Raw genomic sequence first — 14,147 nt, 5'->3', positions numbered from 1 at the left:
TCACCCTCTCTTTTTACTAACAGCTACTCCATCACCAATTGGGAAAATCGTTGTATCATATCCTTCATGGTTCATAAGCCATTCATTGTACGTCTTAATACGACGAATTAAACCACGTGTACGTCTGTTTTCAATTTTCTCTTTTGTCGTTACAAGGCCATGGTACATAACATTATCTGAAATAATTACGCCACCAGGATTTAATAACGGTTCATATAAGTCAAAAAAGCGACGATATTGTCCTTTTGCTGCATCAATAAAAATAACGTCAAACGTTCCATGTTTTTCTACTTGCTCGCCTGTTTCTAACGCATCACCGTAAATAACGGAAATACGCTCTTTAACTGGTGAACATTCTATATATTCAAGTGCTTTTTCATATCGCTCGCGATTGCGTTCAACTGTCACAATGTGAGAATTTGGAATAGCTTGCATCATACGAATACTAGAATAACCAATTGCTGTACCAAGCTCTAAAATGCTTTTTGGTCCAATTAAACGTAAAAATTGCAACATAAATTCCATTCCAAGTCGATCCATAATCGGCACATGATTTTCTTTCGCATAATCTTCCATTTCAAGAATTAATTTATCTTTTGGATCAATAAATGATAATAGGTACTCGTTAACTGCATCCTCCATAATGGTCCTCCTTATTTACATGGAGAAGTGCCTCTATGACGTCTTTTCACACATAGAATGCAATAAAAATACAAGCCAGTTTCACCCTTAGCTTGTACGTCCCGTTTTGATATTAAAAACGATTCTTCTGCCAGTTTTTAACCCGATATATTTTACCACAAAAAAGAGGGATGTGCGACCTTTTTCGCTATCCCTCCCCATTTCACTGTTTTTTCGTAATATATTTTTGCTTTAATGCATTATGCTCTTCCAATGTTTTCGCATAGTACACTTCACCAGTTGGTGCAGCTAAGAAATAATAATAATCTGTTTGCGCAGGTTCTAACGCCGCCTCCACTGAATGTTTACCAGAGTTTGCAATCGGACCAACTGGCAATCCTTTCACAACATACGTATTGTACGGTGAGTTTATCTTTAAATCTTCGTATAATACACGTTGTTTATGCTTTCCAAGTGCATATAATACCGTTGGATCAGTTTGCAGGGGCATACCTTTTTCCAAACGATTATAAAAGACACTAGAGATTTTTTGACGATCTGTAAAGCCTGTTGCCTCTTCTTCAATAAGTGCAGACAATGTTAAAAGCTGATGAACATCCCAGTTTTTCGCTTTCATTTTCGCCTCGTTTTGAACAATGATTGCATTCGTTTTCTCAAGCATTGGAATTATAATTTCTTCTAACGTCGTATCTTTTTTATAGAAAGAGTACGTCGCAGGATATAAATAACCTTCTAATGGGTATTTAATATTGCTATCAAAGATTTTATCCGTTAACAACTTCGGATACTTTTGCTGCATTTTTTGAATAAATGCTTTATCGTTTAATTGACGTACGACATCATCTTTATTCCACTTTAATTCGTTTGCAACCGTTTCTGCAATTTCAGTTACTTGTGCACCTTCTTTTATCGTCACTTTATAAAGAGCTGGACGATGTACATTACCAGATGACATTTGTTCAATAACATCTGAGGCACTCATTGAAGGATTTAATAAATATGTACCCGCTTGTAAATTTTTCGATTTAGCCTTTGTATAAAAACTAAAAACTGTACCGTTTTTCACAGCACCTTTTTCTTCTAAAATCTCACCAATTTTACTAGTAGATGATCCTTTTGGAATTTCTACTTCAACCTCTTTTTTATTCCCGCTATCAACTGGTCCTAATGCGGATGAAATATACGCATAGACTGAACCACAAACTAAAAGCAGTGCAATAATCGAAAATAAAAAAAGACGTCTACGCTTTTTTTTCACTTGATTCTCTATCAACACTCTTCCTCCTCAATTAAATTGTAGACCGTATGTATATCTTTCTACACAACACGATATAAAAACACAATAAAATTATTTATCTTTTTTAGATAGACACTTTATTTTTCTACAATCCGTCTCATTATACTACAAAGGATTACACAGTTTCGACAAAAAATCTTTCATTTTACATATAAAAAAAGATGGACTATATGTCGTCCACCTTTTCAGTACTTATTATTCAGCTTCTTGCTCATCAGCTAGAGTATTGAACATTTCTTGTACCATTTCCCACTCTTCTTCAGATTCGATTGGAAGTAAACTTCCGCCCTCTTCTTCATTTTGCTCATAAGCCATTGCATCATAAATTGGGTCTCCATCTTCGTCTACTTCACCGATTGGAGAGAAGACTACGTATGATTTTTTGCCAAATTTTTCAGCATCAAAAGTGAAAATAATTTCACATAAATGTTCGTTACCTTTTTCGTCTACAATTGTAATTTGATTTTCTTCCATTTTGGTCACCTCTTATTTACTATCTAAAAACCCTTGTAAGATTACGACTGCAGCCATCTTATCGATTACCTGTTTTCGCTTCTTACGACTCACATCAGCTGAAATGAGCAGACGTTCCGCTGCCATCGTTGACAAACGCTCGTCCCACATTACAACTTCTAATTGTAACAGATTTCGCAGGTTTTCTGCAAATTGCTGGCACGCTTCACCACGTGGGCCAATTGTACCATTCATATTTTTAGGTAAACCTACTACTATTTTGTCCACATTGTACTGCTTTACTAACTCAGAAATACGGTCAAAACCAAAGTGGCCTCGTTCTTCGTTAATCCTGATTGTTTCCAGCCCTTGCGCTGTCCAGCCCATTTCGTCGCTCATTGCAACTCCGACTGTTTTTGTACCTACATCTAAACCTAATATCCGCATAAACTACTCCTCACGATGATGTTTCAAGTACGACTTCACAAGCTCTTCAATTAACTCATCACGTTCAAGCTTGCGAATGATGCTTCGTGCATCTTTATGGCGAGGTATGTATGCTGGGTCTCCACTTAATAAATAACCGACGATTTGGTTAATCGGATTATAGCCTTTTTCTTGAAGTGCATCATACACAGTTAAAAGTACATCATTTACATGGACACTCTGTTTTTCATCTTGAATGCTAAACTTCATTGTTTTATCAAAACCGTCCATTTCAAGCACCTCACTTATATAGTAAGTATAGGGAGAAGAACTTCTCCTCTCCCTACCATTGTACACTACTATCTCTTTATTTTGAAACAGATTTAACGTACTCTTGTACAAATGCTAAAGCTTCCTCAACTTGCGCTGGGTTTTTACCACCTGCTTGAGCCATGTCAGGACGGCCACCACCGCCGCCGCCACAACGAGAAGCTACTTCTTTCACAAGTTTACCAGCATGGTAACCTTGGCTAATTAAATCTTTCGTTACGCCAGCTAAGATGTTTACTTTATCATCATTTACAGACGCTAATACGACAACTGCAGACTCTAATTTATTTTTCAGGTCATCCATCATCGTACGTAAGTTGTTCATATCTGCAACGTTTACTTTCGCTGCTAATACGTTTACTCCATCAACTGTCATTACTGAATCAGTTAAGTTTCCAGCTTCAATATTGCTTAATTTTGCAGCAAGAGATTCGTTTTCTTTTTGAAGTTGTTTTACTTCAGCAAATAAACCATCCACTCTTGTTAAAATATCTTTCGGATTTGTTTTCATTTTTCCTGCTGCTTCTTTTAATAAACCTACTTGATCGTTCATTAATTCGTATGCAGATTTACCAGTTACTGCTTCAATACGACGCGTTCCTGCACCGATACCAGACTCAGCAACGATTTTGAAAATACCGATTGAAGCTGTGTTATCAACGTGACAACCACCGCAAAGCTCTAAGCTGTAATCGCCTACTTGTACAACGCGTACAACATCACCATATTTTTCACCGAATAATGCCATTGCGCCCATTTCTTTCGCTTCTTCAATTGCTTTTTGAGAAATCTCAACATCAATACTTTCCCAAATTTTCTCGTTTACCATACGCTCAATTTTTTCTAATTCGTCAGCTTGTACTTGACCGAAGTGAGAGAAATCAAAGCGTAAACGTTCAGAAGTTACAAGAGAACCTGCTTGGTTAACATGCGTTCCAAGTACATCTTTTAATGCTTGGTGTAGTAAGTGAGTTGCTGTATGGTTTTTCACAACGCTACTGCGGTTTTTCGTGTCGATAATAGCTTTCACAGCCGCATCTTTCGTTAATGTACCTTCTTCAACAACAACTTTGTGTAAGTTTTGACCATTTGGTGCTTTTTGTACGTCTTTTACAAGTACTTTCACGCCGTCAGCAAGAAGATAACCACGGTCTGCAATTTGTCCACCGCTCTCAGCATAGAATGGTGTTACATCAAGCATTAATTGCCCTTCTTCACCAGCTTGTAAGCTATCTGTGTATTCGCCGTTTTTCACAAGTGCAACAACGTTACTTTCTGTTGCAACTGTACCGTAACCAACGAACTCGCTCGCTACTTTCACTTCTCCAAGGACACCGCCTTGAACTTGCATAGAATCAACGTCTTGACGAGCTGCACGTGCGCGCTCACGTTGTTTTTCCATTTCACTTTCAAAGCCTTCCTGATCAACTGTCATACCAGCTTCTTCTGCATATTCTTCAGTTAATTCAATCGGGAAACCGTATGTGTCATATAGACGGAACGCATCTACTCCAGAAATAACAGTTGTTTTTTCTTCTTTTGCTTTTGTGATAACTTCAGCTAAAATTGCTTCCCCATCATGAAGTGTTTCATGGAAACGCTCTTCTTCGTTTTTCACAACTTTTGCGATGAAATCTTTCTTTTCAAGTACTTCTGGGTAGAAGTCTTTCATTACTTCTCCAACAACCGGCACTAATTCAAACATGAATGGACGGTTGATGTTTAATTTCTTCGAATAACGAACCGCGCGGCGTAATAAACGACGTAATACATAACCACGGCCTTCGTTAGATGGAAGAGCACCGTCACCTACAGCAAATGTTACTGTACGGATATGGTCGGCAATTACTTTAAACGCCATATCTTTTTCTAAGTCACCATTACGATACTTCTCACCAGAAATTGATTCTGTTGCGCCAATCATCGGCATGAATAAGTCTGTGTCAAAGTTTGTAGGTACATCTTGAACGATAGATGTCATACGCTCTAGACCCATCCCTGTATCTATGTTTTTCTTAGGAAGCGGTGTATATGAACCGTCTGGATTATGGTTAAATTGAGAGAATACAAGGTTCCATACTTCTAAGTAACGCTCGTTTTCTCCGCCTGGATATAATTCTGGGTCACTAAAGTCATTACCGTAAGCTTCTCCGCGGTCATAGAAAATCTCTGTATTCGGTCCGCTTGGTCCTTCACCGATATCCCAGAAGTTTTCTTCTAAACGGATGATGCGCTCTTTTGGAACACCCATTTTTTCATTCCAAATTGTGAATGCTTCTTCATCTTCTGGATGGATTGTAACTGATAGTAATTCTTTATCGAATCCGATCCATTTGTCGCTCGTTAAGAATTCCCAAGCCCAAGTAATTGCTTCTTCTTTAAAGTAATCACCGATTGAGAAGTTTCCTAACATTTCAAAGAATGTATGGTGACGAGCTGTTTTCCCTACGTTTTCAATATCGTTTGTACGAATTGATTTTTGAGCATTTGTAATACGTGGATTTTGCGGGATTACACGTCCATCAAAATATTTTTTTAATGTCGCTACACCACTGTTAATCCATAACAGAGATGGATCTTCATGCGGAACTAGTGATGCACTAGGTTCTACTGCATGTCCTTTTTCTTGGAAAAAGTCTAAAAACATTTGACGAATTTGTGCGCCTGTTAGTTGTTTCATTGTATTTTCCTCCTTAAATATAAAAAACTCCCGCCCCTATAAAAGGGACGAGAGTTAACTCGCGATACCACCCTAATTATGAATTGATTATTATAACAATCAATTCATCACCTCATGGTGCCGTAACGTGGCAAGACGGCAGTGATTAGCTGCTCTCAGGATTAGCTTTCTGTTACCCTTCATTTAAAGCTTCTTTCAGCCATATGGAAGCTTCTCTCTATAAATGGACTGTAACGTACTTTTTCCGTCATTGATTTAATGTATTATATGACTAAATATAATAGAATTCTCTTAAGTTTGTCAATGTAGATAATCATTTATATTGCATTAACCATAGTTATTCTACTATTCATTCTTAACAGCCTTTCCATATATTATGCATTTATTAATAAATTGTACTACCTCTATATTTTTTTCGGAATATTATATTTTTGTTATAATTAAATTATCAATAATAAAGAAGCGAGCAAAATGACAACTTTATTGAACAAGGCTAAAAACATATTAACGACTGACGAAACGATATTATTTTACACTGCATGTTCATTAAATATATTTATTTATCGTTCCGTTGCAAGACCAGGACTGTTAATTTTAACAAACAAACGGCTCTTCTTTTATGGACCAGATGTAAGTAAGAACCCAATATTTGAAGAGTACTCTTTTGCAAACATTTCTAATCTAAAAGTGCAAAAGCGTCTTTTCAGCAATCAAATTATATTTATGTACGATAATGAATGGAAAAAAATAAAACATATTCAAACAAATGATGTAAGCTCTCTCGTTCAACAAATACACGAGCAACTCTCTAAATAATGATAGCCCTCTACTTTTATAAGCAGAGGGCTATCATATTACACATCTTCTTTTTTCCAAAGAGGCCTTACATGAACGATCACCGTACGAATGACCGCTAAAACAGGAACTGATATTAATAACCCTACAATTCCTGCCACTTCTCCTCCAACTAATAATGCAAGCATAATAATAACAGGATGCATACGAAGTGACTTACCAACGATGTAAGGTGATAAAATGTTACTTTCCAAAAATTGCAAAATGGCAATCGTAATTCCCGCCTTAATGAGTAAACTCGTTGATACCGTTGCCGCAATCATCAATGTCGGAATCGCCCCTAAAATAGGACCGAAGTACGGGATTATATCCGTTACCCCAATAATAATGCCGAGTAATAATGGATATTTCATACCGATAAACCAAAAAGAAAGAACAGATACTCCCCCTAATACTAAGCAAACAAATAACTGTCCTCGAATATAACTTCCGAGTGACTTATCAATTTCTTTCGCCAGCATTTGCCCTGTACTACGCCACTTACTCGGGACTAGTTTCCAAAAAATATTATAAAACTCACCGTAATCTTTTAATATGTAAAATACAATGAACGGTATTAAAAAAATAATAAGCAACGAGTCCAATACGCCACGGGCTGTGCTCATCACTTTATTTAAAAGTGATTGTATCTTCGTTTCTACTCCACCAAAAATTTGTTTCACCTTTTCATGAATAAAGGACGGGAAGTTCGCTGTTTGTTCCGTAACGCCATCCATCCAAGAATCATACATTTTTGTAAACTGCGGAAATTGTTCATTAATCTCTTGTAATTGCTTAATAACAATTGGCGTTCCTTTATAAATTCCATAACCAATCCCACCAAAGAAAAGGATGTAAATAAGCAAAATAGCGAGTGTGCGCGGCATCCCTTCTTTATGAATTTTTTCAATTAAAGGATGCAATAAATACGCAATAAAACACGCAATAAGAAACGGTGTAATTGCCACTTTAAATACAAAGATAATCGGTGCCCATAGCGGCTTAATTTTTAAAAAGACAAGCAAACAAAGAAATACAAGTAACAATAACCCTAAACGATATATCCAAATGATTTTAAGATTCTTCACACGAAAAACCTCCTCCACCTTTATTTTGAAAATAAATAGGTTAGGTTATGTGCAAAAGTTTTAAAATCTTTTCGTGCAGACCATACTGTTTTGTAAAGACGTACATATACATAACATAATAAGGACAACCACCCCTGAGAACGCAGCATGAAACAATATAATCAGGAGGGCTCATAATGGTTTTATTTATGCTCGTATTATCAGCACTTTTTATGATTCTTGAATGGGTTTGTATCGGATTTGGTATTTGGAAAGGTTTCTTTATTCGTTCCTCACGAAAAGAAAGGGCGAAGCAATTATTTCATTACGGAATGCTTGGCGTTGGATGTTACGGCCTATCTTATCTCTTCTCTGAAATCGGACTTTTATATTTGCATACAAGTGCATAAAAAAACTCCCTTATGATGAAGGGAGTTTTTTACGCTTATAGATAAGATTTAATCATCTTACGTGCTTTTTTCATATTGCGTTTTGAAAATACATCTTGCTTGCGAGCATATTGATATGCTGCAGCTCCAACACCTAATGCGATTAATGAATTGCGTAGATTCAAAGTAAATCCCCCTTTTCGTTATCCGATCGTTCTTTCGTTCTCATCAAATAAATCATCAAGAGAGCTTAATGAACCATCTTCCTCTACTTGATGTGTATGGATTTTCCCCTTTGAAACCGATAATTCGATATAACAATTCCAGCAATAAAATTGGTTGACACCTATTTTCCCAATGTCTTTCCCTTTGCAATTTGGACAAATGAACATATGGCTTTCATCTCCTTACAGTCTCCCAGATTCTATTCGCCATTATGTCCAAACCGCATTCATTTATACATTGCTGGAGCCTTTCAACGTTATACGTTTGAAAGTTTCACTATATAATTTCACCTTGTTACATGAAATCATACGGTGAAATGTTTTCCACGTCCATTTCTTCGCCATTAACTGTTACCATCTGTACTTCTCCTTGTGATTCTTGCAAACGACCAGCTAAAGTCGTTTGACGCATTGCATCATCAAGGCGATTTACACCGGATTGAAAAGCCGCTTCCTCCCCACAAATAATAAGGAATTTCTTACTCCTTGTAATGCCCGTGTAAATTAAATTACGACGTAACATACGGTAGTAGCTCTTTACAATCGGCATAATAACTATTGGAAATTCACTACCTTGTGATTTATGAATCGAGCAGCAATATGCATGGGTAATTTGATTTAAATCCGGCTTTGTATACGTTACTTCGATTCCATCAAATGAAACGATAATCATGTCCTGTTGCTCAACATTTTCTTTCGCATAAAACACCGAAACAATTTCTCCGATATCACCATTAAACACTTGGCTCTCCGGCTGATTAACGAGTTGCAGTACTTTATCGCCTCTTCGGTATACAACATCACCGTAAGCAATTTCTTTACTCTTTTCCCTTTTCGGATTAAACACTTCTTGCAACGCTTCGTTTAGTACATTAATGCCGGCAGGTCCACGGTACATCGGGGCCAGTACTTGTACATCTCTTGCGCTAAACCCTTTTGTCTTAGCATTTTCACAAACCTTCTTAACAACCTCAACAATTTGAGCTCCTGTACAGCCGATAAATGAACGATCTTTTTGATTTTGCGCTAAATCTGGCGGGAGCGTTCCATTTTTTATCGCATGAGCGAGTTGAATAACAGATGAGCCTTCCGCTTGACGATAAATTTCAGTAAGCTTTACTGTTGGAACTGCACCTGCATTCAATAAATCTTTCAACACTTGTCCAGGTCCTACAGATGGTAATTGATCTTCATCACCTACAACGATAACTTGAATATTAGTCGGCAATGATTTAAACAGCTGATTTGCAAGCCAAATATCTACCATCGAAAACTCATCAATAATGAGTAACTTCCCTTGAACTGGATCGGTTTCATTACGCTGGAAAGACCCTTCTGGCGTCCAACCAAGCAGACGATGAATTGTACAAGCAGGGAGCCCGGTAGATTCACTCATTCGCTTCGCTGCTCTTCCTGTTGGAGCCGTTAATAATATCGGAAATGGATTATCATCACTGTATTCATTCGGATTTAATGATACACCATGCAAGGATGCGTACATTTCAACAATTCCTTTAATAACTGTTGTTTTCCCCGTTCCTGGTCCACCTGTCAATAACATCATCGGCTTATGAAGTGCCGTTTGAATTGCTTCTTGCTGAAACGGTGCATACTGCACCTTCAGCTGTTCTTCAATTTCACCTAACGTCTTTAACACTTCTGCTTCAGGAAATGAAGGGGTTTCCTCTTGATTCATAAGCCTGCGAATAGACTTTACAACACCTTTTTCAGAGTAAAATAACGACGCTAAATACACTCGTTCTTCTTCAATGATGACTTTCCCTTCACTTTGCATCATTTCAACACAACCTATAATATCTTCCTCAGTCACTCTACCTTCTTGATTATTTAAAAGTGACATCGTTTCTCTTACAAGTTGATCTTTCCCCATATAAACATGGCCGAGCTGCAGTGAAACATTCTCTAACGTATAAAAACATCCCGCACGTACACGGTCATCATGATTACCTGATATACCTAACGCACGTCCTATATCATCCGCTCGTCCAAAACCAATCCCGTCCACTTCTTCAATAAGCTGATATGGATTATTACGAATCACTTCTAATGTCATCTCTTTATATTGCTGGTAAATCTTAATAGAAAGCTTCGTTCCAAAACCGTAACCATTTAAAAAACTCATTACTTTCTCTAATCCTTGATGTTCAACAATTGTCTCATATATTTCTTGCGCTTTTTGCTTATTGACAACACCATTTAACGCATCCGGATCATCCATAATTTTAGAAATGGCATGTTCCCCAAGATGATCCACAATTTTTTCAGCTGTACGCTTTCCTATCCCTTTAAATAAATCACTCGCTAAATATTGCACCATACCAGCTTTTGTTTGTGGCAATTCTTTCTTAAACGTTTCAACTAAATATTGTTTCCCATACTTCGGATGGTCTTTAAAATGCCCTGTCAATGTAAACACTTCATCTTCATGCATGCGGGGAAAATGACCGTTTATCATCACTTTTTTTTCATCGTACGTTTCATTCGTCTCAATGACTTTCATACTGACAACGGAATAGAGGTTTTCTTCGTTGTGGAAAATGGTATGAAGAACTTGCGCTTTTATAAACTTTTTCTCTTCCTCAAACAAATCCATTGCATGTTGATTTCCCATCTTTCCTCTCCTTTCCGGTTCGTTTCACTTTAATGAGCAGTACATCCCCCACCTATTTAGATGAGGGATAACTACCCATTAAACTATATTTTCATCTTATTCAGCTTCTTGCTCCAATAAACGAACACCATTACCAGCTAAAAAGTGATCTGGCTGAATTTCAGTTGCTTTCTTAAATAAAGTAAGAGCCTTCTCGTTATTTTCTTCAAATACATACGCAACACCTAAATTATAATACGCATCTGCATGCTCTTCATCCATTTCTAATACCTTTTCAAAATAAGGTTTCGCCTCTTGAATATGTTCTAAACGTGCAAAGCAAAGTCCGCACTGGAACACAGCTTCTACATCGTTTTCATCTAATTCTGTTGCTCTTTGTAAAAACGGCAGTGCAAGACGATCATTTCCAAGTTGCACATGTGTAATACCTAACATAAATGTTACATCAGCTGATTGTAATCCCGCTTGCATCGCTTGTTCAAATACAGCCTTTGCCTCTGTAAATTGCTCTTGACCGTAATACACATTTCCTAATCCATAATAAGCAGCCGCAGATTTATCATCTAATTCTAATGCCCGTTTATAAAATAAAATTGCTCTTTCACTATCACCTAGTGCATCTAATAAGTTCGCAAAATTAATGTACCCAAGCGCATCTTTCGGATTTTCTTCGATTGCTTCTGTGAAATTTTTAGCAGCTTCTTCCCAGTTTCCTTCTTGCATATATTGAATACCTGTTTCAAGTTTGTTTGACATGTCCTTCACCTCTACAACAAATTATAACAAAGAATGTATTTTCCAAGCGAACGAAAATTCGCTTTATGTAAAAGAAACCTCTAACCGCTAATCGGCAGAGGCTTCTCATTTTATCCTAAATAATCCAATTTCTTACCACTACGATATACTTCATCAATTGTAGCACCGCCTAAGCACTCATCTCCATCATAGAAAACAACTGCTTGTCCTGGTGTAATTGCACGAATTGGCTCGTCACAAAGAATACGAACTGTATTTTCATCAACGATTTGAACCGTTACTTTATTGTCTTCTTGACGATAACGGAATTTCGCTGTGCACTTAAATTCTTTTTCTTTCGCTTCATTACTTACCCAGCCGATATTCGTAGCAATAACTTCATCACCATATAGAAGTTCGTTATGGAATCCTTGATCAACATATAAAATGTTTTCTTTCAAATTTTTCCCAACAGCAAACCACGGATCACCGTTACCACCAATACCAAGGCCATGACGTTGTCCAATTGTATAGTACATTAAACCGTCATGCTTCCCTTTCACTTCACCAGATAATGTTTGCATCACACCTGGTTGCGCTGGTAAATAGTTGCTTAAGAAATCTTTAAAGTTACGCTCACCGATAAAGCAAATACCAGTACTATCTTTCTTCGCCGCTGTCGCTAAACCAGCTTCTGTCGCCATTTCACGAATTTGCGGTTTCTTTAATTCACCTAACGGGAACAATGTTTTTGATAATTGCTCTTGGCTTAATTGATTCAAGAAATACGTTTGGTCTTTATTATCATCAACGCCGCGAAGCATTTTATATTCGCCGTCCATATAAGCAACGCGTGCATAATGACCTGTCGCTACATAATCAGCACCAAGCGCAATCGCATGCTCTAAAAATGCTTTAAATTTAATTTCTTTATTACACATTACATCTGGGTTCGGTGTACGACCAGCTCGGTACTCATCTAGGAAGTACGTAAATACTTTATCCCAGTATTGTTTTTCAAAGTTTACTGCATAATATGGAATGCCAATTTGGTTACACACTTCAATTACATCATTGTAATCTTCTGTTGCTGTGCAGACACCATTCTCATCTGTATCATCCCAGTTTTTCATAAAAATTCCGATTACATCATAACCTTGCTCTTTTAATAAAAGAGCTGCTACAGATGAATCGACGCCACCGGACATCCCGATGACAACGCGTGTTTCTTGAGGTAGTTTGTTCATCATGTCACCTCCCATGCTAATTTTGTGTTAATCGCTTCACGATTTTCACTGTTTCGTACGCCGCTTTCTCAATTTGCTCTTTCGTATTTCCAAGTCCGAAACTAAAGCGTACGGATGAACGTATTTGATCGGAGTCTTTTCCGAACATCGCTACTAATACATGTGATGGATCAATCGAACCAGCTGTACACGCCGAACCACTTGACACTGCAATGCCAGCTAAGTCTAAGTTCACAAGGAACGGTTCAATGTTCATTCCTGTAAAACTGATATTAAGCACATGTGGTAAGCGATATTCTAAGTTTCCGTTTACCTCGAAAGTAATGTCTTCATTTTTGAAGACAGATACCATTATATCTTTAAACTCTTCATATTGGGCATTTTTTTGCTCACGAGTTTTTTCAGCTAGCAAAATTGCATGTTGCAAACCAACGATACTCGGTACATTTTCAGTACCAGCACGGCGTTTTCTTTCTTGCTCCCCGCCTATTAATAACGGTTCAAATTTCACATTTGCACCAGCGTATAGGAACCCTACACCTTTTGGTCCATTAATTTTATGAGCTGAAATCGATAATAAATCAATGCCGAACTCTTTCACATCTATTTCTACTAATCCGTAAGCTTGTACCGCATCTGTATGAAAATAAGCTTGATGCTCTTTTAGCAACTTCCCTATTTCCGCGATTGGTTGCATCGTCCCGACTTCATTATTCCCAAACATAACGGATACGAGAATCGTCTCTTTTGTTAATGCATTTTGTATGTCAGAAACTTGAACGCGTCCTGTTTCATCGACAGGTAAATATGTCACTTCAAACCCTTCGCGCTCTAACAATTCACACGTATGCAAAATTGCATGATGTTCAATTCGCGTCGTTATAATATGGTTACCTTTATGACGGTTCGCACGTGCTACACCTATAAGTGCTAAATTATCAGCTTCTGTACCACCGCTCGTAAATATAATTTCATTCGGATTCGCATGAATGCTACGTGCACCCGCGCGTCTCGCCTCATCTACTGCATGGCGCGTTTGACGTCCATAAAAGTGAATACTAGACGGGTTCCCGAATGTTTCTGTCATATATGGAATCATCTTTTCGACCACTTCTGGGTGAGTCGGAGATGTCGCAGCATGATCTAAGTAAATGCGTTCCATTAAATCTCCTTCTTTCCAAATCGTTTCAC

General features: G+C 37.5%; 15 protein-coding genes and 1 other annotated feature. Of the genes, 2 read left to right on the top strand and 13 right to left on the bottom strand.

What is annotated here, in order from left to right; translation table 11 throughout:
- From ILT06_RS02590 to alaS, 6 genes are all read right to left on the bottom strand, one after another.
- A complete protein-coding gene (locus ILT06_RS02590; RefSeq protein ID WP_000389088.1) occupies nucleotides 1-642 on the bottom strand; it encodes an O-methyltransferase in 642 nt (213 codons plus the stop codon).
- A 202-nt stretch (nucleotides 643-844) separates the two neighbouring features.
- Complete coding sequence (gene mltG / locus ILT06_RS02585; RefSeq protein ID WP_064474726.1) at nucleotides 845-1,915, bottom strand: endolytic transglycosylase MltG; 1,071 nt, start codon at nucleotides 1,913-1,915, stop codon at nucleotides 845-847.
- Nucleotides 1,916-2,134: 219 nt separating this feature from the next.
- Nucleotides 2,135-2,413, bottom strand: coding sequence for a DUF1292 domain-containing protein (locus ILT06_RS02580; RefSeq protein ID WP_000392245.1), 279 nt, complete (start codon nucleotides 2,411-2,413; stop codon nucleotides 2,135-2,137).
- Between the two features lie 12 nt (nucleotides 2,414-2,425).
- Entirely contained in the window at nucleotides 2,426-2,839 is a 414-nt protein-coding gene (ruvX, locus tag ILT06_RS02575) for a Holliday junction resolvase RuvX (protein ID WP_001221204.1), read from the bottom strand.
- A gap of 3 nt (nucleotides 2,840-2,842) precedes the next feature.
- Nucleotides 2,843-3,109, bottom strand: coding sequence for an IreB family regulatory phosphoprotein (locus ILT06_RS02570; protein ID WP_000348590.1), 267 nt, complete (start codon nucleotides 3,107-3,109; stop codon nucleotides 2,843-2,845).
- Between the two features lie 76 nt (nucleotides 3,110-3,185).
- Nucleotides 3,186-5,828: an alanine--tRNA ligase gene (alaS, locus tag ILT06_RS02565; protein WP_000811817.1), complete on the bottom strand. Its 2,643-nt coding sequence runs from the start codon at nucleotides 5,826-5,828 to the stop codon at nucleotides 3,186-3,188.
- Between the two features lie 40 nt (nucleotides 5,829-5,868).
- Nucleotides 5,869-6,088, bottom strand: a binding site (T-box leader).
- A 211-nt stretch (nucleotides 6,089-6,299) separates the two neighbouring features.
- Here alaS and ILT06_RS02560 point away from each other — a divergent pair.
- Entirely contained in the window at nucleotides 6,300-6,644 is a 345-nt protein-coding gene (locus ILT06_RS02560; protein ID WP_064474724.1) for a PH domain-containing protein, read from the top strand.
- Between the two features lie 38 nt (nucleotides 6,645-6,682).
- On the opposite strand, the gene ILT06_RS02555 is transcribed toward ILT06_RS02560, so the two are convergent.
- The gene (locus ILT06_RS02555; RefSeq protein ID WP_064474723.1) at nucleotides 6,683-7,750 is read right to left on the bottom strand and encodes an AI-2E family transporter; all 1,068 of its coding nucleotides are present in this window, start codon (nucleotides 7,748-7,750) and stop codon (nucleotides 6,683-6,685) included.
- A gap of 176 nt (nucleotides 7,751-7,926) precedes the next feature.
- Here ILT06_RS02555 and ILT06_RS02550 point away from each other — a divergent pair, with 176 nt between their 5' ends.
- On the top strand, nucleotides 7,927-8,139 hold the full coding sequence (locus ILT06_RS02550; protein WP_000242555.1) for a hypothetical protein: 213 nt from the start codon (nucleotides 7,927-7,929) through the stop codon (nucleotides 8,137-8,139).
- Between the two features lie 35 nt (nucleotides 8,140-8,174).
- Here ILT06_RS02550 and ILT06_RS02545 read toward each other — a convergent pair whose 3' ends face one another.
- The 6 genes from ILT06_RS02545 to ILT06_RS02520 form a co-directional block, all read right to left on the bottom strand.
- The gene (locus ILT06_RS02545; protein ID WP_001053553.1) at nucleotides 8,175-8,303 is read right to left on the bottom strand and encodes a YrzQ family protein; all 129 of its coding nucleotides are present in this window, start codon (nucleotides 8,301-8,303) and stop codon (nucleotides 8,175-8,177) included.
- Nucleotides 8,304-8,321: 18 nt separating this feature from the next.
- Nucleotides 8,322-8,510: a hypothetical protein gene (locus ILT06_RS02540; RefSeq protein ID WP_000469281.1), complete on the bottom strand. Its 189-nt coding sequence runs from the start codon at nucleotides 8,508-8,510 to the stop codon at nucleotides 8,322-8,324.
- Nucleotides 8,511-8,637: 127 nt separating this feature from the next.
- Nucleotides 8,638-10,974: an SF1B family DNA helicase RecD2 gene (gene recD2, locus ILT06_RS02535; RefSeq protein ID WP_064474722.1), complete on the bottom strand. Its 2,337-nt coding sequence runs from the start codon at nucleotides 10,972-10,974 to the stop codon at nucleotides 8,638-8,640.
- A gap of 96 nt (nucleotides 10,975-11,070) precedes the next feature.
- A complete protein-coding gene (locus ILT06_RS02530; protein WP_064474721.1) occupies nucleotides 11,071-11,730 on the bottom strand; it encodes a tetratricopeptide repeat protein in 660 nt (219 codons plus the stop codon).
- A gap of 110 nt (nucleotides 11,731-11,840) precedes the next feature.
- Nucleotides 11,841-12,956, bottom strand: a complete 1,116-nt coding sequence (gene mnmA / locus ILT06_RS02525; protein WP_064474720.1) for a tRNA 2-thiouridine(34) synthase MnmA — start codon at nucleotides 12,954-12,956, stop codon at nucleotides 11,841-11,843.
- A gap of 16 nt (nucleotides 12,957-12,972) precedes the next feature.
- A complete protein-coding gene (locus tag ILT06_RS02520) occupies nucleotides 12,973-14,118 on the bottom strand; it encodes a cysteine desulfurase family protein (protein ID WP_064474719.1) in 1,146 nt (381 codons plus the stop codon).
- Nucleotides 14,119-14,147 lie beyond the last annotated feature (29 nt).

The sequence above is a fragment of the Bacillus sp. 17RED48 genome (genome assembly GCF_019837545.1).
GTDB classification, from domain to species: Bacteria; Bacillota; Bacilli; order Bacillales; family Bacillaceae_G; genus Bacillus_A; species Bacillus_A wiedmannii.
Note: the sequence above shows the minus strand (reverse complement) of the source record. Positions and strands in the feature narration are given on the sequence as shown.